The sequence below is a fragment of the Panacagrimonas sp. genome (assembly GCF_965216805.1).
Taxonomy (GTDB): domain Bacteria; phylum Pseudomonadota; class Gammaproteobacteria; order Nevskiales; family Nevskiaceae; genus Panacagrimonas.
The window spans coordinates 1,104,220-1,130,716 of sequence record NZ_CBDCGN010000002.1 but is presented as its reverse complement, the minus strand read 5'-3'; the positions used below and the strand labels follow the sequence as shown (position 1 = coordinate 1,130,716).

Sequence of the window (26,497 nt, the reverse complement as noted above, 5' to 3'; positions counted from 1 at the left end):
ATGACCGCTGCGAACCCCCACGCGCACGACGGCGCGGCCTGCTGTCACGGTAACGCGAAAACAGAAGCGCCCGTCGATCCGCACTGCGCCACCAAAGCGCCGATCAACCCGGCACTTGCGCCACATGCGCATCACGGCCATGCAAGTCATGGCAGCGGCTCGATGTTCGGGCTGACCACTTCGGCGACCGTCCACTGCCTCACCGGCTGCGCCATCGGCGAGTTCATCGGTCTGGCCATCGGCGTCACGCTCGGCTTGAATCCCTGGACCACGATGGCGCTGGCGACCGCGCTCGGCTTCGCCAGCGGCTACACGCTGGGCCTGTGGCCGCTGGTGAAGCAGGGCATGAGCTGGGGTGCTGCGTTCAAGACCCTGTGGCTGGGTGAAACCATCTCCATCGCGGTGATGGAGTTCGCGATGAACTTCACCGACTACCACGTCGGCGGCGTCACCGCAGGTTCGATTTTCGCGCCGCAATTCTGGATCGGTTACGCGCTCGCCTTGCCCGCAGGCTTCGTCGCGGCCTGGCCGGTGAACTGGTGGCTGCTCAAGCGCAGCATCAAACAGCCCTGTCACTGACATGACGGCTCGCCCCAGTGCCAGCGTCTGGAAGGGTAAGGCCCGCATGGGTCTGGGTTGGGGGGAGTTTGTGGGCGTCACGGGCGACAACGCGCCGCACAGCCACCATGCGGTGCAGGTGCTGCTGTCGGAGCATCCGCAGCCGCTATGGACGGCCGCATCGGGTTGGCAGGACGTGCGCGGCGTGCTGATCGGGCCGGAGCTGAGTCATCAGCTCGACTCGAATGGCGAGCCGGTGCGGTTGATCTACGTCGAACCGCATTCCGATGCAGGCCGCCGATTGATGACTGCACTCGACGAGGGCCTGCGCGTCTTGACTACGGACGAATCCAAGGCGGCGCAACGCGCCTTGGAGACCACCGATGCGCCCGACCGGGCGCTTGCCGAGTTGATGTCGCCAGCCTCGGAGGAATCGAGCCGGGAGAACGGAGACAGCGACATCGAGACCTGGATTACTGCACTGCCAACGACCCTGCCGGATCGTCTGACGGCTGCCGACTGCGCGAGGCAGCTCGGGCTGTCGAGCAGCCGCTTCCTGCACCGCTTCCGCGCCCATACCGGCTTGCCGCTACGACCCTATCTGCGCTGGCGAAGGCTGCTCGTGGCGCTGCGCGCGGCCATGCAGGGTGCCAGTCTGACCGACGCCGCCCACGCGGCGGGTTTCTCGGATGCCGCGCATTTCACCCGCACATTTCGGCGGCATTTCGGGATGGCCCCCAGCGCCCTGACCACGATGGCGTCGCCGAAGTAGCCATTTCGTTCAAGCCTGGCGCTGGCGTCGTTCCGCATGCTCTCCGCACTTCTGGAGAAACTGTATGCGAACCCTGCTCAAGCCCCTGATTCGCACCACGTCCTATCCCTTGATCGCGGGAGGCGCTGCGCTGCTGCTGACCTATCTCGCCAGCATCGACGTTGCTTACTGGCCGCTGTTTCCACTGGTGGTTGCGGTGGGCATCACGCTGGTGGCGCTGATGGAGCGCGTAGCGCCTTACGAACCGGACTGGAATCGTGACCACGACGGTGACACGGTGGCCGATGCGCTGCACCTGTTCGTGAGCTACCTGCTGATCCAGTCGAGCGTCGCCATCGCCTTCGGCCTGCGCGATTGGCTCCCGGCCGATTGGGCGCTCTGGCCGCAGCAGACGCCCATGTGGATGCAGGTACTACTGGCGGGACTGATCCTTGATCTGGGGCTCTACACCATGCATCGCGCCAGCCACGCCAGCGGCTTTCTGTGGCGGCTCCATGCCATCCACCACAGCCCGGAGCGGCTCTACTGGCTCAACGGCGGGCGGCGGCACCCGCTGTCGGCGCTGGTGCTGGCCGGGCCAGGACTGACGGTGCTCTTTCTGCTGGGCGCAACACCCATCGCCGTCGGGGCCTGGCTGAGTTTCATGAGTGTGCAACTGGCATTCCAGCACGCCAACCTCGACTACCGTCTTGGCCCCCTGCGTCACCTGCTCGGCGTCGCAGAGATGCACCGCTTTCATCACAAGCGTGACTTCGAGGATGCGCAGGTCAATTTTGGCGAGGTATTCCTGATCTGGGATCGACTGTTCGGAACCTTCCATGACGCACCGCGCAGCCCCGGAAAAGGTGAAGTGGGGCTGCACGGGAACACCATTCCGAATAACTATGGGGCGCAACTGGCTTGGCCCTTTGCCAAAACATCAAACCACTGAATCAGCCCGCCGTCGCGCCTAGTTGCAGTGCCCCGATCAGCGGACACGACACGCGACCCCGTGTGGCCTGGCAGGCCGTCACCAGTTGCGATAGCGCCTTCTCCATCCGGCGAAGCTGCTTCAGGCGCGCCCGGACATCCACGAGCCGCCGCGCCGCAAGCGTCGCCGCCTCGCGGCAGTGCGTGCCATCTTCGAGATGCAGTAGTTCAACGATCTCGTCGAGATTGAAGCCAATGCCCTGTGCAGACTTGATGAAGCGCAGACGCGCGGCGTCAGATTCCTGGTAGCGCCGAATGCCGCCATACGGCTTGGCGGGTGTCACCAACAGACCCTTGAGCTGATAGAAGCGGATGGTCTCGACGTGCACGCCCGTCGCTTTGGCGAGTGTGCCGATGGTGAATGGCTGCGTGGTGTCGGGCATGGCTTGAGTCCGTAGTTGACTACGGAGTTAAGCTTACGCCACTCCTGCACCTTCGACTGAGAGTCCATGACCCCATCCGCCCCTGGCCGAAGCCGCGCCGCCCTGATCGCCTTGTTCTTCGCCTACCGGCACATCTTCCGCCCTGTGCAGGATTGCCAGCCGGGCGAGGTGTGTGCGCTGCCCGTTGCACGGCTTACTTACCGCTGGCTGTTCTGGCTCGTCGCCGCACTCACCGTCGTGGCCTTGGGTTTTCCCTATGTCCTTCCACTGCTTTATTGAGGGTCTGCCAATGAAAAGATTTGCTTCCGCCGTCTTGCTGCTGGCCTCCCTGCCTACCTTCGCTGCCACCCAGAACGTCGCGCTGTCAGTGCCGGACATGAGCTGCGCCGCCTGCCCCATCACGATCAAGAAGGTGCTGTCGAAAATCGATGGCGTGATCCAGATCGAGGTGAGTGCCGAGACGCGCCAGGCGCTTGTGACCTATGACGACACCAAGACCCATGTGCAGGCGCTGACGGCGGCCACGGCAAACGTCGGGTTTCCAAGCACCGTCGTGGAAGCCGCTCGATGAAGACCATCACGCTGGACTCCGTGCTGACTTGCCCCCATTGCCAAAGAGCGGAGCCGGAAACCATGCCGACCGACGCCTGCCAGTGGTTTTACCCGTGCAAGGGCTGTGGCCAGATGCTCAAACCGAAGCCAGGCGATTGCTGCGTTTATTGCTCCTACGGCAGCGTGCCCTGCCCACCGATTCAGCAGGGAGCTTCGCAGTCATCTGGCTGCTGCTGATAGGGGCTTGCCGAGTCTCACTCGTCTTGATCGCGGTCAGGGGCCTTCATGCCTCGCGCCGATGCGCCATCCGGAACAGCCCCGGCAGCACCAGCAGGGTCAGCAAAGTTGAAGAAATGATCCCGCCAATCACCACCGTGGCCAGCGGACGCTGCACCTCCGCACCGGTGCCGACGTTGAGCGCCATCGGCACGAAGCCCAGGCTGGCGACGAGCGCGGTCATCAGCACCGGGCGCAGACGGGTCAGCGCACCTTCGATGATCGCCTCGTCCAGCCCCTTGCCGTCTTCCATCAGGCTGCGGATGAAGCTGACCATCACCAGGCCGTTGAGCACGGCGACACCGGACAGGGCGATGAAGCCGACGCCGGCCGAGATCGACAGCGGAATGTCGCGCAGCCACAGCGCGAGCACGCCGCCGGTGAGCGCCAGCGGCACGCCGCTGAAGATCACCAGCGCGTCGCGGACCGAGCCGAAGGCCAGCACCAGCAGGCCGAGAATCAGCGCAAGCGTTACCGGAACCACGATCGACAGGCGCTTGGATGCGGACTGCAACTGCTCGAAGGTGCCGCCGTAGTCCAGCCAGTATCCCGGCGGCACGTTCACCTGCGCGATGGCAGCCTGCGCATCGGCAACGAAGGTGCCGAGATCGCGCCCGCGCACGTTGGCGGTGACGACGATGCGCCGCTTGCCGTCTTCGCGGCTGACCTGATTCGGCCCGGGGGCCATGTCCAGGCTCGCCACTTCCAGCAGCGGCACCTGGCCGCCGGCGGGCAGCGGAATCGGCAGACGTTCCAGCGCGCGCAGATCGTCGCGCCGCGTCTCCGGCAGGCGCACCACGATGTCGTAACGCGCGTCGCCCTCGAACACCGAGCCGACCTCGCGCCCACCCAGCGCGGTGGCGACCACCGACTGCACTTCAGACAGCGTCAGGCCGTAACGCGCCAGCGCCTCGCGTCGCGGCAGCACCGACAGCACCGGCAGGCCGGTGACCTGCTCGACCTTCACGTCGGCCGCGCCGCTGACGCCGCGCACGGCCTGCGCAAGCTGGTTGCCGGTGCGCAGCATCAGGTCCAGATCGTCGCCGTAGAGCTTGACCGCGAAGTCGGAGCGCACGCCGGAGATCAGCTCGTTGAAGCGCAACTGGATCGGCTGGCTCATCTCGTAGGCATTGCCGGGAAGCTGTTCGAGCGCCTCCTGCATTTCTGCTGCCAGATCGGACTTCAATTTGTCCGGGTCCGGCCACTGCTCCTGCGGCTTCAACATCACGTAGCCGTCGGAGATGTTCTGCGGCATCGGGTCGGTAGCCACCTCCGCCGTGCCGGTGCGCGCGAAGGCGGTGAGCACTTCGGGGAATTGCAGCAGGCGGGTTTCGATCTGCTTCTGGAATTCCACCGACTGCGTCAGCCCGGTTGCCGGGATGCGCAGCGCCTGCACCGCGATGTCGCCCTCGTTGAGGCTGGGCACGAACTCGCTGCCAAGCCGCGTGGCGAGCCAGCCGCAGGCCAGCACCAGCACGACCGCGCCGACCAGGAATGCCACGCGCGCCTTGAGCGCAAACCGCAGCAGCGGCTCGTAGCCACGGCGCGCGGCGTGCAGGATCACGTTGTGCTTCTCCTTCACCGGGCCGCGGAACAGCAGCGCCACGCCGGCAGGAACGAAGGTGACGGAGAGAAACAGCGCGGCGATCAGCGCCATCACCACCGTCTGCGCCATCGGGTGGAACATCTTTCCTTCCACGCCTTCAAGCGCAAAGATCGGCAGGTACACCGCGGTGATGATGAACACGCCGAACAGACTCGGCCGGATGACTTCGGCGGTGGCGTCGTACACCGTTTCCATTCGCTCCTTGAGGTTCAGGGTCGCACGCTCCTGACTCTGCTCGGAGAGTCGCCGCAGACAGTTCTCGACGATGATGACCGCGCCGTCCACGATCAGGCCGAAGTCCAGCGCACCCAGGCTCATCAGGTTGGCGGAGACCTTGGTTTCCACCATGCCGGTGATGGTCATCAGCATGGCCAGCGGAATCACCAGCGCCGTGAGCAGCGCCGCGCGCAGATTGCCCAGCAGCAGGAATAGGATCACCACCACCAGCAGCGCGCCTTCGAGCAGATTCTTCTGCACCGTGGCGATGGCCTTGTCGACCAGCAGCGTGCGGTCGTAGGCGGTGACGGCGGTGACGCCCTCGGGCAGCGAGTCGTTGACCTTGACCAGCCGCTCGGCCACCGCGCGCGCCACCGTGCGGCTGTTCTCGCCGACCAGCATCACGGCGGTGCCGAGCACGGTCTCGTGGCCGTCGCGCGTCGCCGCGCCGGTGCGCAGCTCCTTGCCCAGCGCGACCTCGGCCACATCGGCAATGGTGATCGGCAGACCCTCGCGGCTGGCGACGACCAGGCGACGCAGATCCTCGATGCCACTGACCTGCCCGGGAATGCGGACCAACAGTTGCTCCTTGTTGCGTTCCAGATAGCCCGCGCCCTGATTGGCGTTGTTGCGCTCCACCGCCTGCGCCACATCCTCGAACGTCAGGCCATAGGCGAGCAGGCGCGCCGGGTCCGGCTGCACATGGAACTGCTTGGCGAAACCGCCGATGGAATTCACCTCGGTCACGCCGGGCACTTGCAGGAGCTGCGGCCGGATCACCCAGTCCTGCAGGCTGCGCAGGGCGGTGGCGTCATAGGGGCTGCCGTCCGGCTGGCGCGCCTTGGCATCGGCCTCCACGGTGTAGAGAAAGATTTCGCCCAGACCGGTCGCGATGGGACCCATCGCCGGTTCCACGTCGTCCGGCAGCCGGCTGCGCGCCTGTTGCAGGCGTTCGTTGACGAGCTGGCGCGCGAAGTACAGATCGGTGCCTTCCTTGAACACCACCGTCACCTGCGACAGGCCGTAGCGCGACAGCGAGCGCCGGTATTCCAGATCCGGCAGGCCGGTGATCGCGGTCTCGATCGGCACGGTGATGCGCTGCTCGACTTCCAGCGGCGTGTAGCCGGCCGCCTGCGTGTTGATCTGCACCTGGACATTGGTGATGTCCGGCACCGCGTCGATCGGCAGGCGCTGGTAGTTGTAGATGCCGAGCGCGGTCAGCGCCAGCATCAGCGTCATCACCACGCCGCGTCGGGCGATGGCGAAGCGAACGATGAATTCGATCACGGTGTGTTCTCGTGGTTGGAAGCGGCTTGATCGCCGCTTTGGCGCGCGTCGCGCAGGATTTCGATGCCGCCCTTGAGGGCGATGAAGGCGATCACGACGCCCACCACCAGATCGGGCCAGTTGCGATCCAGCGCCAGGACCAGTCCGCCCGCGATGACGATTCCGAAATTGGAATAGAAGTCATTGAGGCTGAAGGTCCAGGCGGCACGCATGTTGACGTCGTCGCCGCGGTTCTTGCGCAGCAACTTGATACACAGCGCGTTGACGCTGGCCGCGATCAAGGCCATCACGATCATCATCGGCCCCAGTGGATCGGTGCCGGTGATGAACCGGCGTGCGGCGTCCACCAGCACGCCGAGCGCGAAGACCAGGAGCAGCACGCCGGAGACGGTTGCGGCGCGACGCTTCCATTTCGGATCGCGGCCGACTGCATACAGACCGATGCCGTAGACCGCCGCATCCGAGGCGTTGTCGAGCGCGTTGGCCATCAGCCCGCTCGAATTGGCCGTCAGACCTGCAACGAAGAGGGCAGCGGACAGGCCGGCGTTGAGCGCCAGCACCTTCACGAGCGTTCGCCGCTCTTCTGCATCGCGCGCGTCCAGCGTGACGTCGTCATGGTCAGTGCTCATCTTCGGCCTCGCCCTTGCCCAGCTCGGCTTTCAGCACGAAGCTGCCTTCGCCCACCACCGGTTCACCGGCCTTCAGCCCTTCCAGGATCTCCACCACGCGACCATCGCTGCGACCGGTCTTCACCACTCGCGCCTCCAGGCCGTCGGCGTCGTTCACGAACACCGACGTGCCGTCTTCCAGTTCCTGCACCGCCGCAGCCGGCACCGCCAACGCGAGCTGCGATTCGCCGATGGCCACCTCGGCCTGCACGTACAGACCGGGCGACCAGCGACCGTCGGCGTTGTCGAGCTGCACACGCGCGGTGAGGCTCTGCGTGGCGCTGCTCGATAGCGGCGATACGAACACGATGCGGCCTTCGCCCATCGGTCCTGCGTCCGCGGTCTGCACGCGCACGCTCTGGCCCGGCTTCACTCGGCCGCGATCACGCGGAAACAGCGACAGCTCCACCCACACCGTGGACAGGTCGGCCACGGTGAACAGCGGCTGGCTCTCCGCCTGTTCGCCGGGATTGGTGAATCGCTCGGTCACCACGCCCAGCTGCGGACTACTGACGGTGTAGACCTGCAAACTTTCGTTGCTCTCGACGGTGGCCAGCGGCTGTCCCTGACGCACGGAATCGCCGATCTTCACGCTCACGCTGCGCACCACGCCGGGAAAGCGCGCAGTGACGCTGCGCACGCGCTCGGCATTGGGCTTGACCACGCCGTACAGCGGCAGCGCCTCGGTCAGCGTCGCGGGTCCGGCCGGCGCAATCACCAGGCCGGCGGCCTTGCGCGCCTCGGGGCTGAGTTTCAGCGCGTCGGCGTGGCCACCTTCCTCGGCGTGGCCGTGTTCGCCGTCCTCGTGGCGATCCCCTTCGCTGTGGCCAGCTTCTTCGTGCCCATCAGATTCATTCGACTCTTGATGCGCATGGCCGGAATGTCCGTGTTCATCCGCTTCGGCGGACTCGGCGGCAACTGCGGGCGTATCGTTGCGGCCACAAGCGGTCAAGACCAGTGAGGTTAGAACGGCGGCGGCGATGGTCAATGTGGAAGTATTCATGATGTGTTCTCAGGGGCTCAGGCTGGCGCCTGTAAGCCGCTCGATTTCAGTGTGAAAAAGATGAGCGTTGGCTGCGGCTTCGATCAGGGCGCGCTGCACGGCGATACGCTCGCGCTGCGCTTCGGTCCATTCGAGATAGCTGTAGCGTCCGCGCTGCCAGGCGTATTCCGTTGCCTTGAGCGCAGCCTCCATTTCCGGCAGCACCCGGTCACGCATCATCTCGGCCTCGGTGATGGAATGACGTAGTTCCTGCACCAGTTCATACAACGCCGCCTCCGCCTTGACCTGCGCTGCTACGCGCTGAGCGTCTACCTCGGCTCGCAGCGCCCTCATCTCGGCAATGGCCGGGAGCGCCTGCCGGCTGCCGAAGAGCGGCATCGACAGCCCCGCCACGAATGCCGTGTCGCCGCTGTCTTCGAGGCGGCGAATCCCAGCCGATACCGTCAGCGGGGACCGGGCCTTGGCCTGAGAGAGTCGGATCTCCGCATCGCGTTGTCGCGCTGTGCTGAGAAAGCGCAGGAAGTCCGGCGCCATGCTGATCCGGGCGGTCGAAGCCTCAAGATCCGCAACCGCAGGTAGCGTGAATAGCTCGGCCCGGACGCCCTCGAAGTCTGCCTCGCGCTCGCCCCACATCGCGGCGAGCTTGCGCCGGGAGGTCAGCAGTTCGTGTTCGGCGTGCTCCTGCTCGACCTCGGCCCTGGCCAGGGTGATACGGGCGCGATGCAGCTCGGCCTCCGGCGAGCGAGCAACCTTCACTCGCCGCTCGACCTCCTCCAATGTTGTCCGCGCCAGCGAGGTGGCCAGCACCGTCAGTTCGAGCTGCTTCTGGTCGGCAGCGACGTGGATGAAGCGGCGACTGACTTCGGCGGCTACCTCCAGTTGCGCAATCTCGCGCTCGACCTGAAGCGCGCTGCCGGCTTCCCGCCCCACCTCCACGCGGCGCGTGCGCTGGTCGCCCATCTCGAAGACTTGTGACAACGCGAATGTGGCCTCGGCGGCATCCAAGCCCCGCGTACGCCCCGTCCCTAGAACGTTCTCCAACTGCACCTGTAGCTCCGGCGCGGGGCGTAAGGCGGCAGCATCTTCCTTTGCGCGTTGTGCCTGTTCCCTGAACGGCAAGACGGCCAGGTCAGGATTGGTTTGCAGCGCGCGCGATAAGGCCTCACGTAGTGTTAGCGAATGCCCGCCCTCGGCGCGGATAGGGCTGGCAGCAAGCACCAGCAAAACCACGAGCGCTGCGCGCCCGGTGGCCAAAAGTCGAAACATGGCAATCTCCCAAACAGCATGACCGCTGCCTCGTGGAGAGGCAGAGCGAAAAGTCAGGCCAGGGAAATCGGAGGACCGCGCGGCGGCGGTCTAATTGAGTGGACGTCGCTCCACGCAACTGAACGCGCGCTACGCGCAGCAGGTGCTTCGGGCGCTTTCAGGAGGCACCAAAGCACCAACACGGCCAGCAGCAGCGCTGGCACATCTTCAAGCCCGAGCTTCGGGAGCTTGATCAGGACATTCTCCCCAACAGGGACATCCTTGTCCCGCGTCCCTCCATCCACGCAGGGCTCGCCGTGATGCAGGCCCGCGTCGAGCAGATGCACCGCCACCGGTGGTTCGCTGCCATCAAAGCAAAGATGCAGGTGAGCACCGCCAACACGCATCACAAGCAGCAGGGCGCAGAGCAGCACTAGCAGCCAAGGTGGATAGAGTCGTGGGCGCTGAATCATGGACGGAAGTCTATCAGCGGGCACAGAGCGGCCTTCGTTCCGAGTGACGCACCGCTCGATTCAGATGGTGGTGACATGGGCAGACTGCCTGAGTTCGTTGGTCGCCTGGCCAATCACGGAACGGGCGGCGCTGAGGCCCAGCAGGCCCATGCCGACCGCCACGATGAGATCCGGCCAGGCAGTACCAGTTCCGACGACGCCCAACGCCGCCAGCATCACCGCGACATTGCCGATGGCGTCGTTGCGTGAGCACAGCCACACCGAGCGCATGTTGGCGTCACCCTCGCGGTAGGCGTACAGCATCCAGGCTACGCTCAGGTTCGCGATCAGGGCCAGGCCACCGACCAGGCCCATCGTCAGCGGCTCCGGCACCACCCCGTGCAGCGCATTCCAGCCCGCGTGGCCGAACACGTACAGGCCGTAAGCACCCATGCTCAGCCCCTTGAGCAGCGCGGTGCGCGCGCGGGCGGCCAGGCCCATCGACAGCACGAACAGCGACACCGCGTAGTTCGCGGCATCGCCGAGGAAATCCACGGCGTCGGCCAGCAGCGAGACCGAGTCCGCCCCCCAGCCGGCCGCCAGCTCCACCCCAAACATGGCCAGGTTCACGCACAACGCGATCCACAGCACTCGGCGGTAGCGCGGCGGAACCGGCGCATTCGAAGCGCAACTGGAAGCACAGCAATCGGTGGCCATCGGAATCCCTGCGTGGACAGTGGAGCGTATTGGACAGCCTGTAGTAACTTCAGGGTCAAGCCCCGGAGCAGCACATGCCCAAGACCTACCGCATCGGCGAGCTGGCGAGTCATCTGTCGGTCGCCATCGAGACCATCCGCTACTACGAGAAGGAGGGACTGCTACCGCAGCCTGCCCGTAGCGAGGGCAACTACCGTCTCTACTCGGACGCCGAGCGCCAGCGACTGGAATTCATCCTGCACTGCCGCGCGCTGGACATGACCCACGAGGAAATCCGCAACCTGCTGCGACTGCGCGATGCGCCCGAGCAAGGCTGCGCCGAGGTCAACGCCGTGCTCGACGAACACATCGGCCACGTCGCCGAACGCATCCGCGTGCTGCGCAGCCTGCAGGGCCAGCTCAAGGACCTGCGCGCACGCTGCGAGGCGCCGGGCACGTCGAAGGAATGCGGCATCTTGCAAGGCCTGGCCGCGCCCGCGAAATCCCGAACAGCATCTCGCCGTGCCGGCGTGCATGGCCCGCAACGGGGCCATTGATGAGCTGGATCATCACGGAGGGACTGTTCCCGCTGGCGGCGGTCGCGGAAACCGTCGGTTGCTGCCTAGTGCTGCTGCGGGCCGCGCGCGCCGTGCAGCCTTGGGTGCTTGCGGGTACCGTGCTACCTGGATTCGCTGGCCTACCGCCGCACGTCACACCGCGATGAGGCATTAGTCTTTTCGCTGTGCCTATGAGCGGCGCGCGTAGATTGATGCTCCGGACAGCACCCGTCGCCGCGAGTTCGCGCTCAACCGTCGAGAAGTCGTATCAACGTCCGCTATGGCCGTTCGGGTCGAGTTGCAGAGTAGCGAGGTGAGTGACGGCTCATGGCACACTCGGACACTCGCTTCGGCTGTTCGCCCGGACGAACCAATACCTGAGGATCAAGTAAGCAGACAGTCGAGGGCAGCTTTCCTGCCGTTACTGCATCGAGCAGCAAGCAATCGGATGGGGCATTTGACCCAGCCAATATTGGCGCAGGTTGGATGGCCGCCACCGGTAACTAGATCAAGCTCCTCTGAGCATCGGCCTCCGGATCGCGGAAATTCGATGCACCGACCCCGACAAGCCTAAAGCGCGTCGCTGGCGGCAGATTGACCCGCGCGAGGAGGTCGACTGCTCGATCAGCCAGCATGCCAGACGATGAAAGAGCCGCCTCTCCGGTCCAGCTTCTCGTGAGCGTCCGGAACTCCGAGGTCTTCAGCTTGAGTACGACGGTGTACGCCGGCTTTCCGAGCTTAGCCGCAGCTGCCCACGTTCGATCAGCCATTCGTCTAACGTGCGGCGGTAGTTCGTCAAGCGACAGGTCAGCGGGAAAAGTATCCTCCGCCGACACTGATACGCGTTCACGTTCGGCACTTACAGGTCGTTCATCGATGCCGAGCGAAAGCTCGTGGAGACGCTGGCCGTACTTTCCAAATCGATCTTGAAGCAGAGCAAGGTCCGCTGCGCGAAGATCGGCAATTAGGAAAATGCCCAGAGTCGCAAGCTTCTTTTCCAGGACTGGGCCCACACCAGGAATTCTCCCCACTGGCAGTGGCGCGATCAGCGCTTGCGCTCTCTTGGGTCGAATTACGAACAGGCCATCGGGCTTGTTCCAGTCAGATGCAAGCTTGGCTAAGAACTTGTTTGGGGCGACCCCAGCGGAAGCGGTCAGACGCAACTCAGCATGGATCTGAGCACGAATCTTTTCCGCTACCGCGGTCGCGGTTGGAAGGCCGGTGAGATTCTCGCTGACATCGAGGTACGCCTCGTCCAAAGACAGAGGTTCGATCACGCGAGTATGCCGCTCGAATATCTCGCGCACCGCTCGAGATGCCTCTCTGTACCTGCTGAAGTCGGGGGGCACGAAAACCGCTTCTGGGCACAGGCGTTCAGCTCGCAAGGCCGGCATCGCTGACCGGATCCCAAACTTTCGCGCCTCGTAGGACGCAGCACATACGACGGACCGCGCGCCGCGCCAAGCCACCACGACCGGCCGACCACGCAGCGCAGGATCGTCCCGTTGCTCGACTGAGGCGTAAAACGCGTCGAGGTCGACGTGAACGATTTTGCGCACGCTTTAGCCCTAACTATCGGATTTTGCTCAGCTTAGTGTTGTCGCCCAACCGGCAGCGACCACACGAAAAGTGTTGCCGCCTGAATTTTGCGTCGAATCAAGCCCGTAGGCGAACGCAACAGTTGCCCTACCGACTTACGACAACGATGCGTTCTACGCTTCTGTGGAGCAGCGCGACGACCCCAGCCTGCGCGGCCGCCCAGTGGTGGTCGCGTGGCGCGGCAAACGCTCGGTGGTGTGCGCGGCGTCCTACGAGGCGCGCCGGTTTGGGGTGCGCTCGGCGATGCCGGCGCTCCACGCGGAACGTCTGTGCCCGGAAGCGGTGTTCGTGGCGCCTGACTTTGGCCGCTATCGCGCTGCTTCACAGGCCGTGCAGGCCATTTTCCGCCGTCACACCTTGCTGATCGAGCCGCTGTCGCTGGACGAAGCCTACCTCGACGTCACCCGCAATCTGGGCCAGCTCCCGTCCGCTACCGCGGTGGCACAGCGCATCCGCGAGCAGATTCGCGAAGAACTGGCGCTGACCGCGTCGGCCGGCATCGCACCCAACAAGTTCCTCGCCAAACTGGCCTCGGACTGGAACAAGCCCGACGGTTTGTTCGTGATCCGACCGACGCAGGCGCGGGCACTGATCGCGCCGCTGCCGGTGGCGCGTCTACCTGGCGTCGGCCCGGTGATGGAAAAGCGGCTGGCGGCCCTGGGCCTGAACCGCGTCGAAGACATCCGCAATGCCGATCCGTTGTTGCTCGAACGCGGTTTCGGCCGCTTCGGCAGCTACCTGCAGGCGTTGTCGCGCGGCGAGGATGACCGGCCGGTCTCCAGCGAACGGGCGCGCGTATCGGTATCGACCGAGGACACCTTCGAGAGCGATCTGCCGTTACACGAACTGGCACCCCACATCCGCCGCATGGCAGCACGCACGTGGGCGGCGGCAAGTCGCATGGAACGACGGGCACACACGGTCGTACTCAAACTCAAGACCGCCGAGTTCCGCATCCTCACCCGCAGTCTGACCACGGATCTGCCGCCGACCGACGAGCAGGCGCTGGGCGACGTGGCGGTATCGCTATGCCAGCGCGTCAACCTGCCCGACACCATGCGCTACCGGCTGGTGGGCGTGGGACTGAGCGGGTTTCGCGACGACCCCGTGCCGCCGCATCAAGACGATCTGTTCGATGGACGGCGAGATATCGGATGAGCTGGGCTGGGGCGCGGCCTGCCGTTTGCGACGTACGCGCGCTTCGGCGCCGCTGAATCTCAGCGCACCGGCACGTAGGTTTCGACCACCCGCTCGGCTTCCGGCGTGGTGGCCGGATCGGAAACGTACACGTCCCAGGGCGCGCCATTGTCCGCGTAGCCCGCAGCGCGCTTGTAGGCCATGAGCTTGCCCAGGTGGTCCTGCAGGGTGCCGTTGGGACCCTGGTGCGCCGCCTTGAGCACCGGACCCGCGTAGGTCTGTCCGATCTTGACGCCGGCGGCGGCCGACAGTTGCGTACCCGGCAGTACCGGCACCGCGGCGTCGAATTCGTACACATCGGCTTCGGCGTCCCAGCGGCGCCCGATGGCAAGCACCGGGCCGGCGGGCTTGAGCTGGTCGCGCGACAGAGCATCGGCTACGCGCTGGTACGCCTGCGTATAAGCCGCCGCGATTTCGCCGGCATCGGTGCTGCTGCGACCGGACCAGTAGGCAATGGTCTGCGCAGGCACTTCCAGATACTCGATGCGGGCGCCCGCAAAATCGGTCGCGGGCATGGTTTCGACATGCGACTTGAGGCGCTGCAGCCCGCGTTCATAGTCGGCGCCGAGTTTGCCGCCGATCATCGCACCGACATAACGGCTGGCCAGGTCGTATCCGAAATCGGCCTCGTAAAACCAGGTCACGCGGGTGCCATCCGCCTGGGGTTCAAGCCGGTAGCGCGCCAGAGTCTGGGTGTCGCGGCCGCCGAATCGCAGGCCCACCGTGACGCTGCGGTAGGACTCGGACGCCAGAATTTCCTGGCTGCCGCTGCCCACCGACGCCGACTCGCTGCGCCAGGCGTAGCGAGCGCCGGGGCCCAGCACCGGCCCGCTCAGCTCGACCTGCATCGCCGGATCCAGTTCGGCCCAGGGCGACCACGCAGAAAAGTGCCGGAACCCATGCAAGACCGTGAACACCGTGGCCGGCGGCCGCTCGATGACGATGCTGCGTTGCAGCCGCAGCCGGTCCGGCAGATAGAAGCCCACCGCTACGATGCCCACCACCAGGGCCACCATCACCGCCAGCGCGATCTGCAAGAACCTCACTCGACTTCCTTGGTCTTCCTGCCGGTTGCGGCGGTTGTCAGCCGGTGATCCTACACGGCGGCGGGCCGCTCAGAAACGCGAAGCAGTCAGATCGACGTCGGCGTGCCGCCAGGCGTACTGCAGGCGCTCCTCGATCTCGGTTGCGGGCTTGCGCTGCGATCTCTGCGCCTGCATCAGACCGAACAGCGCCCAGCCGTTTTCCGGGTGCTGGCGCAGGTCGGCCTCGTACACCGCTTCAGCGGCGGCAAACTTGCCGGACTCCAGCAACACCGCACCCAGGTTGTGCCGCGCCGGAATCGGCCACGCCGGAGGCTCGTCGTACGCCAGCCCGGACTCGGTGGCGACCGCCGCTTCGAGCGCGTCGATCGCCGCCGCCCACTGCCCGGCAGCCGCGGCGACTTCGCCGCTGAGGATGCGCTCGGCGATCTGCAACAGGCTGGGCACCGAATGCAGTCCCCAAATCGAGGCCTCGCTCATCTCCGGCAGCGCGGCAAGCTCGCGCAGCGCCTGCAGCTCCCCCCGGGCGGCCTCCAGCCGACCCTGGCGCAGCTGCGCCATGCCGCGCGCGTAGCGCAGCAGGGCGGCGGGATACGGCAGGTCCGGCATCGGCTCGGCCATGATGTCGCCCCAGCGGCCAAAGCGCACCCGCGCGAAGTAGCGCGCCGCCCAATAGTGCTGCAGGCCCAGATACCCCGGCTGGCGCGAGCGTTCCAGGTCCGTCCGTGCCGCCACCTCGTCGGCCGCCGCCAAGGCCCGTTGCGCATGTCCTTCCATCAGGCTGCTGGCGAACAGGAAGTGGTGGTTGTGCGGAATATATCCGCGGGTGTACAGGCCAGGCTCCGGCCGGCAGCGCTCCAGGTAGCGCAGGTCCGCATCGATCGCGCGCAGATTGGCCAGCGTGGCCTCGTGGTAATGACCGGTACGCAGATAGATATGCGACGCCATGTGCACCAGGTGGCCGGCGTCCGGCGCCAGACTCTCCAGGCGCCGTGCGGCGTCCAGGGCCCGTTCCGGCTGGGTGGAGGCCTCCACCGCGTGGATGTAGAGGTGATTGGCGCCGGGGTGCTCGGGATGATCCTGCAACACCCGTTCGAGCACCGCCACGATCTCGTGGGTCCATTCGCGGGGCCGTCCCTGGCGGTCGTAGAGGTCCCAGGGGTGCAGGTTCATCAGCGACTCGGCGAACAGGGTGCGCGCGTCCAGATCGCGCGGATAACGCGCAATCAGGCTTCGCATGGCATCGGCGTAGGCCTGATCCAGCTCGGTCCGATCGGGTGGGGCGGTGGGCGCATAGCGGGTGGTCAGAGCGGCGATGTACGCCCGTTCGCGGTCGCTGACGGCGCCGGCCAACTGCCGTGCGCGCTGGATGCGAGCCCAGGCCTGCGGATAGTCGGCGGGGTCCATGCCGGCGTTCAGATGCGGCCCCAGCACCAAGGCCGCACCCCACCAGCACATCGCGCAGGTGGCATCGAGTTCGGCCGCCTTCAGAAACGCCCGGCCGGCGGCATCGTGGTTGAACCCGTAGGCCAGCACCAGCGCCTGGTCGAACCAGCGACGGGCCTGGGCGTCGGTAACCGTGAAGTCGGCCGAATAACTGCCAAGGTCGGCCAGCGGCGATTCCGCTCCCGGGTCGAGGGTTAAGGCCGGCACCTCCGACGGCGGCGCCGGACCGCGCAGTGCTAGGTAAGCCACCACGCCCAGCAGGAAGAACCCTGCCGCCACCCAGGCAATCAGACGACCCGGCCCCTGCTGCTCTACCCAGCTTCGCCGCATGGACTATTTCCGCCCGGCCGCGCGCTCAGAGGCGTTGCGACAGCGCGGGATCATCCGCCGCCAGCGCGGGCACCAGCTTCGACAGGTCCAGGTTCTCGCCCACCAGCAGGTCGGTACGGCGTACGAAGCCCGGCTTGATCCACCACACCAGCAACGGCAGCACCAGCAGCGCCATCACCATGTTGATCGACATGATCACCACCAGTAGCAGGCCCATGTCGGCCAGGAATTTGAGTCCGGACATGAAATACCAGGGCAGGATGCCGGCCGCCATGATAGTGGCGGTGAACATGATGGCTTTGCCGGTGGTGCGCAACGCCTCGGCGATGGCGCCCTGCCAGTCCTCCTCGCGCGCCTGAAATTCCTCGCAGATGCGCGACAGCAGATAGATGCCGTAGTCGATACCGACGCCCACGCCGATGGCAGCGACGATCAGCGAGTTGACGTCCAGGCCCACGCCGAGCAGGTGCATGGTGGCGACCATCGCCTGGTGCGAAAGATTGACCGGCACCAGCAGAATCAGTCCGGCAAGCATCGAGCGATAGGCAAAGCTGCACAACAGAAAGATGGCCAGATTGAGCATGCCCATCATCACCCAGTGGAAACGATCCACCACGATGTTGACCGCTTCCTGCAAGGCGATGGTGCCGGTGCCCAACCGGATGCGGGTGTGCGCCTCGTCCACGTCCACCTTGGAGATCGCGTCGCGCGCCGACGCCAGTGCGTGATCCACCGTCTCCTGCTTGTTGTCGGGATACCACAGCGACACCGTGGCGTGCTGCATGGTGTCGTCGACCACGTGCGCGTAGTTCTTCGCGCTGGAGCCCATCATCACGCCGATGGTGGCGGCGTTGACCGCCCGATCGCGGTCGTCCAGCGGCAACCACTTGGGACTGCCGCCCTGGAACAGCCGATTGGATTCGCGCAGGTAGTCGTTGAACGACAGGGTCGCGCGAGGCGGCGGAACAGTGGCTTCCAGTTCGCGTTGCAGCGCCAGCATCGTCATCACGGTCGACGCGCGCGACACGTTCCATTCCTCGGTCTCGGCGTTCTTGGCTTCCAGCACGATCTCCAGGGTATTCACGCCCGGGAAGTGATCGTTGATGGCGCGCACCGCGGTATTGAAATCGGAGTCTTCCCACAGCAGGCCGGTGCCTTCCACCGGGTTGCCGATCTTGATCTGCGCCGCGGTGTAGATCGCGGCGCAGGACAGCACGACCATCACGAGGGTGGTCCACCGCGCACGCCGTCCCGTGGTCAGCACCGCAATGCCTCCGAGCAGGCCCTGGATGCGTTTGTGTACGCCGGTGACCTTGCCGTCGCCGACCAGGTCGTCCACGTTCTTCGGCGGCGGCAGCGTGTACAGCAGCAGCGAGATCAACACCACGCCGGTGGGGATCAGCCACACCGCCCACATGCCGCAGAACACCGCGTGACGCCACATGGCGGGAATCGGCGCGGCCGCCACCACCGAGATGCCGATGATGTCGGTGACGATACCGAGCACGCTGGGCGCCATCATCACGCCCATTGTCAGTTCCGCCGCCTTGTGGCGGTCGCGCACCTTGGAATAGACCTCGTAATAGCGCTCGGTGAATTGCACCGAGTGCGAGAATGATCGCGCCGTCAGCAGCAGCGGCACCACCATCAGCAACGGCTCGATGGAAATGCCCAGCCAGCCGACGAAGCCGAACGCCCAGATCGCCGCCACGCTGGCGCAGAACACCGGCGTGATCACGCCCACCGCGTTGCGCATGTAGAGCACCAGCGCCAGGATCAGCGCACCGATGGTCACCGCAAAGATCAGCAGCATCTGGATGGTGTACTGGTACACCCAACCGATCAGGATCGGATGACCGGTGACGTAGATTTCGTGATGCTCGTCACGCGCCTCGGCCGCCAGGTTCTGCACGAAGTCGAACACCACGCCGTAATCGACCTGGTGTTCGATGAAGGTCGCCATGACGATGGTGGCGGTGTCGTCGGGCGAGATCAGAAACACGCGCGTGTTCGGGGATTTGTCGACGCGCTCCTTGAACAGGGCGATCTCGTCCGGCGTCTTTGGCGCGATGTCGCCCATCAGCGGACGCATGTCGATGCCGAACGGGGTGGCCTCGGTGTAGCGCGCTTTCTCGGTGGTGACCGACAGGATCAGATCGTGATCCACCCCCGGCGTCAGGTCGATGTCGCGGGTGAACTTCCACACCTTGTCGATGGTTTCGGCGTTGTAGATGTCGCCGTCGGTGCGCTTGATCATCACCGCGACAGTCAGCGGATTGCCGAAGTTCGGATGATCCTTGAAGGTCTGCACGAACGGGTCGTCGGACGGCAGCAGGTCCGAGAAAATCGTCTCGAGCTTCACTTTGGGCAGGCCTGCCATGAAGAAGGCAGTTACCAGTGCAAAGAACATCCAGGATAGCTTGCGATGGGCCAGGACCCAGCGCGCGAGGCGAAAGCGCAGTGTGTACATGTTGTCGGTCAGTTCTGCGCACCGTCCGCGACGCGGCAGCGTCAGGCGGACCCAGTGCGGGTTGCGGTCGGCTTTTCGCAGCCGTTAGGCCGCCGAGTATGCCAGCACGACCCTGCCCTCGGTCCCGTCGAGCGCAGGGAAATCCCGCTCAGGCACGCCCTCGGGCGCCAACTGAAGCTCCGGTCAGCTTGCCCGGCACCTGGGCCGTGATTCGATCCGTGGAATCCGCGGCTGAAATGCTTTTCAGGGCTCATGAATGCAGCGGCACCACATCGATCTCCACCCGGCGGCAGGTCGGTTCGTGCGGGTCGGTCAGCCGCCGGAACCCCAGCGCGCGCGCCAACCCGAGCATGGCGCTGTTGTCGGCGAGCACCTGCCCCCATACGCGGCCGATGCCGCGCTGTGCGGCATGATCCAGCAACGCGCGCAACAGGTGCCGGCCCAGCCCCAGACGCGCATGATCCTGATGCACCAGCACCGCGAACTCGGCCTCCGCGCCATCGGGATCGGCGATCAGTGTGGCCATGGCGTGCAGGTGTTCCGGCTGATCGCGCAGATGCACCACCAGGGCCAGTTCGCGGTCGTAGTCGATCTGCGTCATGCGCGCCGCCATGCCGTGGGTGAAATGGCGGATGTGGGCGAAGAAACGCAAGCGCACGGTCTCGGCGTCCAGACTCTGCAACAGGGCGATCACCGCGGGCTCGTCCTCAGGCAGCACCGGACGAACCACCTGCGGTCGATGACCGGGCCGTTCCAGCGTATGACGCAAGGCTTCCGGATACGGCGCCAGTGCCAGGCGTTCGCGCTCCGGCGCCGGCCCCGGGGTCAGCCACAGCCGCGCATCGCGGACCACGCGCGCGCGGCCACCGCGAATGGCCAGGCGCAGTTCGAGACGTTCAACCGCGGCCTGATCCATCGGGATCTGCGCCAGGCGCACCAGTGCGGTATTGGCGGCGCGCAGGTCGCGCTCGCCGACGCCGGACGCGGCATCGAGCCCGATGGCCGCCAGCAGACGCCCGGCCAGCAGGCTGTCCAGCGGCACGAAACCGTAGGCCAGCGGCAACACCTTGAACCCATGGATGCGCGCGGCGATGTGCAGGCCCAGCTCGGGGTGGCGCTCTACCCGCACCTCCAGTTCCAGGGCATCGCGGTGCAGGCGCGGCTGCGACGCAAGCCCATAGGCATGCAGCAGTTCCAGGGCCGCAGCGGGCTCGGTGTCGCTGCCTGCACCCAGATGCTCCTGCAGTCGCCGCTGCACCCGCTCGCGATCCAGGCTGGGCGGCGGCAGGCGTGGCGGCGTCTGGGTCAGCAGCTCGCGATTGCTGGCGTACTCCCAGCGATAGCGCAGTGCCCGTGCGGCGGCATCCGGCGAGGTGAAGGTGGGCTGGCCGGCCTCTGCGCTGAGACGTCGCGCACCCAGCGCCGACTCCAGACCCAACCACACCGTGAGCACGCGCGCGCCCAAGGCTGCCGTCGACACCGCCCGCGCGACCGGTTCGTGGGGATAGCCCGCGACCGGACTGCGCACAAACATCAAGGCATCCACACCCTCCAGGGCGATCAACTCGCGCAGGATCGCCAAGGTCTGGGCCATCTCGGGATCGCCGATATCCACTGCACCGCGGCGAAAGCGCACCGTCGGCAAGCGCCGCCACAGTGCCTGTTGGGTCGACTCCGGAAGCTCGGCCAGGCTCAGGCCCTGGCGCAGCAGGGCATCCACGCTCAGCGCACACAGTGCGGCGCCGTTGGCGACCACCAGCACGCGTGGTTGCGGCATGGGCGGCAGTTGCTGCAGTGCGGCCAGGGCGTCGAACAGCCCCGGCAGGTTGGGCACTTCCACCATGCCCGCGCGGGCGAACGCGGCCGAACGCACCGGGTCGGCACCGGCGGCGCCGCGATCGACCAGCCGCGTCTGCAGCACCACCGTGGGCTTGGCACGCGCACAGGCGCGCGCCGCCGACATGAACTTGCGGGCGCCGCCGATACTGCCCACTTCCAGCGCCACGGCCCGGGTGTCGGGATCGAGGGCGGCATAGTCGAGCAGATCGGATACATCGACATCGGCCTCGCCGCCGGTGACGGCGATCCAGGAAAAGCCGATTCGCCGTCCTGCTGCCCAGTCGGCGGCCGCCGCGGCCACCGACTGCGACTGCACGATCAGCGCCAGCGACCCTGGCGCCGGCGTCTGTGCCAGGGTCGAAAGGTCGAAGCCGCCGCCGCGGCTCAGCCCGACGCTGCGCGGCCCCAGGATGCGCAGCGTGTGTGCACCGGCAGCCGCGATCACCGCCCGCGCCGGCGGCTCGTGCAGCGACCAGATCAGGCCGCGGCAACCCAGCTCGCCGAGGCGCGCGACGACCGCGGCGGTGGCGAGCTGCGTGTCGCTGAGCACCGCCAGCCAGGGCGAGTCGATCGCAGCAGCGTCGGCGGGAATGCCCTCGGGCCAGTCCTGGAACTCGATCGCCTCAGTCTGGCCGCGCAACTTTTCCAGCAGCGCGAATTGTGCGGGCGTGGCCGCACATCCCAACCAGCGAACCCGCGAGGGTCGCAGCAAGGCGTCGAGGTAGCGGATGGTCACGGCGGGCTAAAGACCCGCGAACGGCTGCACGAAGGACTCCACGCTGCGGGCCAGGGCGTGCAGGTCGTAGCCGCCTTCCAGGGTCGCCACCACGCGGCCTTCACAGCAGTCCGCGGCAACCTCGCGCAGCACCTGACCCAGCCAGCGAAAATCGTCGAAGCTGAGGTGCAGGTCAGCCAGCGGATCGGCGGCATGCGCATCGAATCCGGCGGAGACCAGAATCAACTGCGGCTGCTGGCGCTGCAGCGCGGGCAGCCAGGTCTGGGTCACCGCCGTCCGCAAGGCCTCGCTGCCGGCGCCGCCCGGCAGCGAGGCGTCGATCAGGTGCGCAACGTCCGGCGCCCCGCGCCAATGCGGGTACAGCCGCTGCTGATAGGTCGAATACATCCACACGCGCGGATCGTCGCGAAAGATGTCGGCGCTGCCGTTGCCGTAATGAACATCGAAATCGATCAGCGCCACGCGTTCCAGGCCCAGCGACAGCGCATGCGCGGCGCCCACCGCGGCATTGTTGAAAAAGCAGAACCCCATCGCGCGGTCACGCTCGGCATGATGCCCGGGCGGGCGAACTGCGCAGAACGCAAAATGCGCCCGATCGCGCAACACGCACTCCACCCCGTGCACCACCGCGCCAGCAGCGTGCAAGGCGGCATCGAGGGTGTGCTCGGTCTGTTCGGTGTCGCCGTCGACGATGCGCGGGCCGCGCTGCATCAGGGCCAGGTGCTCGGCGCTGTGAACGCGCAGCAACTGTTCGCGGGTGGCGGCGGGTGCCAGCTCGCGCTGCAGAAAATCCATCAGGCCACTGGCGCGCAGGCGGTCTTCGATCGCGGCCAGCCGTGCCGGCGATTCGGGGTGACCGGGCCCCATGTCGTGCAGGTGACAGGTCGGATGGGTGATCCACACGGGCGTGGCGCTGTTCACGTCGACAGACTCCGGAAGTCGTGAGGTCATTGTCGGCGCGAACTCCGCAAAAAAAATACCCCCGCAACGGCGGGGGCATTCTGGACCACGCGAAAGCCGGATATCAGGCCGCAGCCGACTTCTGCTCCTGAACCACGATGGTCAGGCTGGTCTGTACTTCGGAGTGCAGCACCACGGCCACGGTGGAAGTACCGGTGGTGCGGATCGGCCCGTCGACCATGTCGATCTCGTGCTTGTCCACGTCCAGTCCCAGCGCCTTGGCAGCGTCGACGATTTCCGCCGGACCGACCGAGCCATACAACTTGCCCTCTTCGGACGCCAGCGCCTTGATGGTCAGCGTCTTGCCGGCGAGCTTCTCAGCGCGGATCTTGGCGGCGTTGACCGAGTCTTGCGCCTTTTTGACCAGCTCTGCCTTGCGTGCTTCGAACACCTTGCGGTTGGGCTCGGTGGCCGGCAGCGCCTTGCCCTGCGGCAGCAGGAAGTTGCGGCCGTAGCCCGGACGCACCTTCACGGTGTCGCCGAGGTCGCCAAGGCTCTTGATCTTTTCGAGCAGGATCACTTGCATGTCTGGGCTCCTTTACTCGTGCTTGTCGGTGTAAGGCAGCAGGGCCAGGAAGCGGGCCTGCTTGATGGCCACCGACAGCTGGCGCTGGAAGCGCGTGCGGGTGCCGGTGACGCGCGCCGGGACGATCTTGCCGTTCTCCGAAACGAACTGCTTGAGGGTGGCCAGGTCCTTGTAATCGACGCCGGTGGCGCCTTCGGACGTGAACTTGCAGGACTTCTTGCGACGGAACATGCGGGACATTTATGCGCCCTCCTCGGTCTTTTCTTCGCGACTGTCTTCGTCGGCAGACTCGTCGTCCTGCGCGGCCAGCTCGGCCTGCTGGCGCTGCTTGTATTCGGGCTTCTTGTCTTCTTCCGGCACCTTGAACAGCGGCGACTGCTCGCTCTCGGCGGCGTCCTTGCGGATCACCAGCTTGCGGATGACCGCATCGTTGAAGCGAAAGGCATTCTCAAGTTCGGCCAGGGCGGCGTCGGTGCACTCGATGTTCATGAGCACGTAGTGCGCCTTGTGCAGCTTGGCGATGGCATAGGCGAGCTGGCGACGGCCCCAGTCTTCCAGGCGATGAACCTTGCCGCCATCGGCCTCGACCATGGCCTTGTAGCGCTCGGTCATCGCCGGCACCTGGTCGCTCTGGTCCGGATGGACCATGACCACAACTTCGTAGTGACGCATGCAAACTCCTGTGGATGTCGGGCGAATCGCCCGGGCAGTCCCCCGTAGCGCAACCGGTGGGACAGGACCTTTGCCGCCATGCGGCTCGCAAAGGGGCGCGAATTCTAGGGGAGCGGCACAAGATCTGGCAATGGCCGTGTTCGGCAGCGAGAGTCGGGGGCCGACGCGTTCGTTCGATGCATCGGCCGTCGGCCTGGCGCTCGAGCACGCCCTTGCGCTTCCGCAGCTCCGATCCGACCCTGGACCCGTGCAAGCCGCACGCGAAACCGGCAGTCACCGACCCGCACGAACGACCCGCTCACGCGCGGCCGGGTCGGTCGACGCGAACCCCGCCCCTCGGGCCAGTCGTTTCGCTCCGGCGCTGCCCGCCGGCGACGTCCCTCAGCGCGTGACCTGGCAGCAACGCGGGTTGCGCAGCAGGTCGCTCGCACGGTTGTCCGCTTCGTCCAGATCGACCGGACGCAGGCGTGCACGCAATCCGGCCAGCATCGCTTCAAGCTCGGATTCGCGGCCGGCCGCGCGCTGGATCTGGTCGTAGGCACTGAAATAGGCCAAGGCCTGCACGGGGTCGGGAGTACCCATCTCCTCGTTGAGCGCCCAGCCGCCCATGGTACGCAGCGCCTCCACCGATCCGGCCTCCAACGCCCGCGTCACATCCTGCCGGGCTTGCTCGCGCAACTCCGCCATGAGCCGTGCCTGTTCCGGCGTGCAGTTTTCGATGAACTGGCAATACTCCGCCTGCGGCAGATGGAACATGAGATTGAGCTGGGCTTCCATCAGGTCTTGGTCCGCGGCGCGGCGCATCCAGTCTCGGTAGCGGCCGCGCTGCTCCGCTGGCACGCCGGCACAGTGCTCGAAGTCCTGACGCAGGCTGTGCTCGGTCTGCGCCGGGTCGTCGACATCCCAGCCGCCGTGTCGGCGGGTCTGGTAGACGCGATCAATCTGTGCCGCCAGTTCGTCTTCTTCCACCGGCACGCTGCGGCAGCGATATAGCAGCTGGCCCAGCCGGTATTGCGCGGTGGGTTCGCCGTTTTCGGCGGCGGCGTGAAGCAGCGGATAGACCGTCGCGTAGGGCGGCGCCGGCGGATCCAGCCGCGGTCGGCGCACGATGCGGATCGGCACCCCGGACTCGGACCGGGTTTCGAGCACGGCCGGCCCGTCGTCGTCATCGCCGGGGCCAGCCGGCTTGTCGTCCGATAAAGGTTCTCCGTTCACTTCCGGTTCCATCGAACGGCTGGCATCGACCGTGCCGATCTCGTCGTCCAGGTCCGGATCCAGCAGCCGCACCGACACCAGGAACATCAGCAGTGCAAGCGCCAGGACGATCCAGCCGACTCGCCCCTTCATCCGCGCGTTGCACCCAGGCGTTGGCGTAACGCCTCGAACAGGCACACCGCCGCGGCGGCGGAAACGTTCAGGCTTTCGACCTTGCCCAACATGGGAATGCGCACGACGCGATCGCAGTTTTCGCGGGTGAGCCTGCGCATGCCCTCACCTTCGGCGCCCATGACCAGCACCACGGGACCGCGCAGATCGACATCGTAGATCGTCTCCACGCCGTCGCCGTCCAGGCCGGTCAACCAGTAGCCGGCGTCCTTGAGCTTGGCCAGGGTGCGCGACAGATTGGTCACCGACGCCACCGGCACGCGCTCGGCCGAACCGGCCGCGACCTTGCGCGCCACCGCGGTCAGGCCGGCGGCTCGATCCCTGGGCACGATCACCGCCGATACGCCCGCGGCTTCGGCGGTGCGCAGGCAGGCGCCGAGATTGTGCGGATCCTGCACGCCATCCAGTGCCAGGAACAGGCGGCCCTCGTCGGCCGGCGCCAGCAGCACATCCTCGCCCGCCAGTTCCACCTGGGGCATCAGCGCGAGCACGCCCTGGTGGCGAAGGCCCGGCGCCTTGAGGTCCAGGTCGCTGCGGGCGACGGTGCGCACGGCAACGCTCAGGCTCTGCGCCAGCGCGCGCACGCGGCGCGAGCGCTCGTCGTTGCGGCTGTCCGACAGCAGGACCTCGAAGGGCTTGTGGCGACCGTCCTCCAGCGCCGCCAGCACTGCGTGGAAACCGCCGATGTAGTGCTCGGAAGGCATCAGTTGCCGGTCGCCTCTTCGAGCTGGCGGTCCAGGTCCTCGGTGCGTCGGTCGTTGGCGTCCAATGCCGCGTCGACACGATCGCCGATGGCGTTGCCCGAGTAGCCGATGTTCTCGGTGTTGCGTAGGCCCTGGGTTTCGGCGCGTCCGTCCCCGGCCCGGGTGGCACGATCGCCGGATTCGTCCTTTGCCGGATTGCAGGCCAGCAACGAGGCTGGCAGGACCATGCACACGAACAGACGGGCGAGTTTCATAAGGGGTGTCCAGCCGGGCGAATCGCGATTATCGCGCAGCGCGCGTTGCCCAAAAAAAAATCGGGGCGCCTGGGCGCCCCGACGATCTACCGCGG

General features: G+C 66.2%; 25 protein-coding genes and 2 pseudogenes. 8 read left to right on the top strand and 19 right to left on the bottom strand.

Features of this window, described 5'->3' with window-relative positions; all coding sequences use genetic code 11:
• From ACOOHP_RS05370 to ACOOHP_RS05360, 3 genes are all read left to right on the top strand, one after another.
• Nucleotides 1-579 carry a DUF4396 domain-containing protein gene (locus ACOOHP_RS05370; RefSeq protein ID WP_420465427.1) on the top strand — a complete coding sequence of 193 codons (579 nt, stop codon included), beginning with the start codon at nucleotides 1-3 and terminating at the stop codon, nucleotides 577-579.
• A gap of 46 nt (nucleotides 580-625) precedes the next feature.
• Nucleotides 626-1,330, top strand: a complete 705-nt coding sequence (locus tag ACOOHP_RS05365; protein WP_420465426.1) for a helix-turn-helix transcriptional regulator — start codon at nucleotides 626-628, stop codon at nucleotides 1,328-1,330.
• A 64-nt stretch (nucleotides 1,331-1,394) separates the two neighbouring features.
• Complete coding sequence (locus ACOOHP_RS05360) at nucleotides 1,395-2,261, top strand: sterol desaturase family protein (RefSeq protein ID WP_420465425.1); 867 nt, start codon at nucleotides 1,395-1,397, stop codon at nucleotides 2,259-2,261.
• A gap of 1 nt (nucleotide 2,262) precedes the next feature.
• On the opposite strand, the gene merR is transcribed toward ACOOHP_RS05360, so the two are convergent.
• Nucleotides 2,263-2,682, bottom strand: coding sequence for an Hg(II)-responsive transcriptional regulator (gene merR / locus ACOOHP_RS05355; protein ID WP_420465424.1), 420 nt, complete (start codon nucleotides 2,680-2,682; stop codon nucleotides 2,263-2,265).
• Between the two features lie 90 nt (nucleotides 2,683-2,772).
• On the opposite strand from merR, the pseudogene ACOOHP_RS05350 reads away from it, so the two are divergent.
• The 3 genes and pseudogenes from ACOOHP_RS05350 to ACOOHP_RS05340 all read left to right on the top strand — a co-directional run.
• Nucleotides 2,773-2,961 (top strand): annotated as a pseudogene (locus ACOOHP_RS05350) (mercuric transporter MerT family protein); the annotation flags it as partial.
• 10 nt (nucleotides 2,962-2,971) lie between these two features.
• Nucleotides 2,972-3,253: a mercury resistance system periplasmic binding protein MerP gene (merP, locus tag ACOOHP_RS05345; protein ID WP_420466947.1), complete on the top strand. Its 282-nt coding sequence runs from the start codon at nucleotides 2,972-2,974 to the stop codon at nucleotides 3,251-3,253.
• Nucleotides 3,250-3,471, top strand: coding sequence for a GDCCVxC domain-containing (seleno)protein (locus tag ACOOHP_RS05340; RefSeq protein WP_420465423.1), 222 nt, complete (start codon nucleotides 3,250-3,252; stop codon nucleotides 3,469-3,471). Before merP ends, ACOOHP_RS05340 begins: the two co-directional genes overlap by 4 nt.
• A 46-nt stretch (nucleotides 3,472-3,517) precedes the next feature.
• On the opposite strand, the gene ACOOHP_RS05335 is transcribed toward ACOOHP_RS05340, so the two are convergent.
• From ACOOHP_RS05335 to ACOOHP_RS05310, 6 genes are read right to left on the bottom strand one after another with little or no spacing between them, the layout of a single operon-like run.
• Nucleotides 3,518-6,619 (bottom strand): efflux RND transporter permease subunit, encoded by a 3,102-nt coding sequence (locus ACOOHP_RS05335; RefSeq protein WP_420465422.1) that lies wholly within the window; start codon nucleotides 6,617-6,619, stop codon nucleotides 3,518-3,520.
• The gene (locus tag ACOOHP_RS05330) at nucleotides 6,616-7,248 is read right to left on the bottom strand and encodes a cation transporter (RefSeq protein ID WP_420465421.1); all 633 of its coding nucleotides are present in this window, start codon (nucleotides 7,246-7,248) and stop codon (nucleotides 6,616-6,618) included. Before ACOOHP_RS05330 ends, ACOOHP_RS05335 begins: the two co-directional genes overlap by 4 nt.
• Entirely contained in the window at nucleotides 7,238-8,290 is a 1,053-nt protein-coding gene (locus ACOOHP_RS05325; protein ID WP_420465420.1) for an efflux RND transporter periplasmic adaptor subunit, read from the bottom strand. The genes ACOOHP_RS05330 and ACOOHP_RS05325 overlap by 11 nt, the downstream gene beginning before the upstream one ends.
• Before the next feature lie 9 nt (nucleotides 8,291-8,299).
• Nucleotides 8,300-9,556 (bottom strand): TolC family protein, encoded by a 1,257-nt coding sequence (locus ACOOHP_RS05320; protein ID WP_420465419.1) that lies wholly within the window; start codon nucleotides 9,554-9,556, stop codon nucleotides 8,300-8,302.
• A gap of 53 nt (nucleotides 9,557-9,609) precedes the next feature.
• Nucleotides 9,610-10,008, bottom strand: a complete 399-nt coding sequence (locus ACOOHP_RS05315; protein WP_420465418.1) for a hypothetical protein — start codon at nucleotides 10,006-10,008, stop codon at nucleotides 9,610-9,612.
• Nucleotides 10,009-10,068: 60 nt separating this feature from the next.
• Nucleotides 10,069-10,704 (bottom strand): cation transporter, encoded by a 636-nt coding sequence (locus ACOOHP_RS05310; RefSeq protein WP_420465417.1) that lies wholly within the window; start codon nucleotides 10,702-10,704, stop codon nucleotides 10,069-10,071.
• A gap of 74 nt (nucleotides 10,705-10,778) precedes the next feature.
• Between ACOOHP_RS05310 and cadR the strand changes: the two genes are divergently transcribed.
• Nucleotides 10,779-11,240, top strand: coding sequence for a Cd(II)/Pb(II)-responsive transcriptional regulator (gene cadR, locus ACOOHP_RS05305; RefSeq protein ID WP_420465416.1), 462 nt, complete (start codon nucleotides 10,779-10,781; stop codon nucleotides 11,238-11,240).
• A 503-nt stretch (nucleotides 11,241-11,743) separates the two neighbouring features.
• Here the strand turns inward: cadR and dinB (ACOOHP_RS05300) are convergent.
• Nucleotides 11,744-12,799, bottom strand: a complete 1,056-nt coding sequence (gene dinB / locus ACOOHP_RS05300; protein ID WP_420465415.1) for a DNA polymerase IV — start codon at nucleotides 12,797-12,799, stop codon at nucleotides 11,744-11,746.
• A 139-nt stretch (nucleotides 12,800-12,938) separates the two neighbouring features.
• Here dinB (ACOOHP_RS05300) and dinB (ACOOHP_RS05295) point away from each other — a divergent pair.
• Nucleotides 12,939-13,997: pseudogene (dinB, locus tag ACOOHP_RS05295) on the top strand (DNA polymerase IV); the annotation flags it as partial.
• A 59-nt stretch (nucleotides 13,998-14,056) separates the two neighbouring features.
• Here dinB (ACOOHP_RS05295) and ACOOHP_RS05290 read toward each other — a convergent pair.
• The 11 genes from ACOOHP_RS05290 to ACOOHP_RS05240 all read right to left on the bottom strand — a co-directional run bounded on the left by ACOOHP_RS05290 (nucleotide 14,057) and on the right by ACOOHP_RS05240 (nucleotide 26,402).
• Nucleotides 14,057-15,082, bottom strand: coding sequence for an SRPBCC family protein (locus ACOOHP_RS05290; RefSeq protein ID WP_420465414.1), 1,026 nt, complete (start codon nucleotides 15,080-15,082; stop codon nucleotides 14,057-14,059).
• 69 nt (nucleotides 15,083-15,151) lie between these two features.
• Nucleotides 15,152-16,855: a hypothetical protein gene (locus ACOOHP_RS05285; RefSeq protein ID WP_420465413.1), complete on the bottom strand. Its 1,704-nt coding sequence runs from the start codon at nucleotides 16,853-16,855 to the stop codon at nucleotides 15,152-15,154.
• A gap of 25 nt (nucleotides 16,856-16,880) precedes the next feature.
• Complete coding sequence (locus ACOOHP_RS05280; protein ID WP_420465412.1) at nucleotides 16,881-19,325, bottom strand: efflux RND transporter permease subunit; 2,445 nt, start codon at nucleotides 19,323-19,325, stop codon at nucleotides 16,881-16,883.
• A 250-nt stretch (nucleotides 19,326-19,575) separates the two neighbouring features.
• On the bottom strand, nucleotides 19,576-21,900 hold the full coding sequence (locus ACOOHP_RS05275) for a GNAT family N-acetyltransferase (protein ID WP_420465411.1): 2,325 nt from the start codon (nucleotides 21,898-21,900) through the stop codon (nucleotides 19,576-19,578).
• Between the two features lie 6 nt (nucleotides 21,901-21,906).
• Nucleotides 21,907-22,821, bottom strand: coding sequence for a histone deacetylase family protein (locus ACOOHP_RS05270; protein ID WP_420465410.1), 915 nt, complete (start codon nucleotides 22,819-22,821; stop codon nucleotides 21,907-21,909).
• A gap of 103 nt (nucleotides 22,822-22,924) precedes the next feature.
• On the bottom strand, nucleotides 22,925-23,386 hold the full coding sequence (gene rplI, locus ACOOHP_RS05265; RefSeq protein WP_420465409.1) for a 50S ribosomal protein L9: 462 nt from the start codon (nucleotides 23,384-23,386) through the stop codon (nucleotides 22,925-22,927).
• Nucleotides 23,387-23,398: 12 nt separating this feature from the next.
• Entirely contained in the window at nucleotides 23,399-23,626 is a 228-nt protein-coding gene (gene rpsR / locus ACOOHP_RS05260) for a 30S ribosomal protein S18 (protein ID WP_420465408.1), read from the bottom strand.
• The gene (gene rpsF / locus ACOOHP_RS05255) at nucleotides 23,627-24,058 is read right to left on the bottom strand and encodes a 30S ribosomal protein S6 (protein WP_420465407.1); all 432 of its coding nucleotides are present in this window, start codon (nucleotides 24,056-24,058) and stop codon (nucleotides 23,627-23,629) included. It abuts the gene before it with no gap.
• Nucleotides 24,059-24,439: 381 nt separating this feature from the next.
• Entirely contained in the window at nucleotides 24,440-25,405 is a 966-nt protein-coding gene (locus tag ACOOHP_RS05250) for a hypothetical protein (RefSeq protein ID WP_420465406.1), read from the bottom strand.
• Complete coding sequence (gene rlmB / locus ACOOHP_RS05245; protein ID WP_420465405.1) at nucleotides 25,402-26,148, bottom strand: 23S rRNA (guanosine(2251)-2'-O)-methyltransferase RlmB; 747 nt, start codon at nucleotides 26,146-26,148, stop codon at nucleotides 25,402-25,404. Before rlmB ends, ACOOHP_RS05250 begins: the two co-directional genes overlap by 4 nt.
• Nucleotides 26,148-26,402 (bottom strand): hypothetical protein, encoded by a 255-nt coding sequence (locus ACOOHP_RS05240; RefSeq protein WP_420465404.1) that lies wholly within the window; start codon nucleotides 26,400-26,402, stop codon nucleotides 26,148-26,150. Before ACOOHP_RS05240 ends, rlmB begins: the two co-directional genes overlap by 1 nt.
• Between the last annotated feature and the right edge of the window lie 95 nt (nucleotides 26,403-26,497).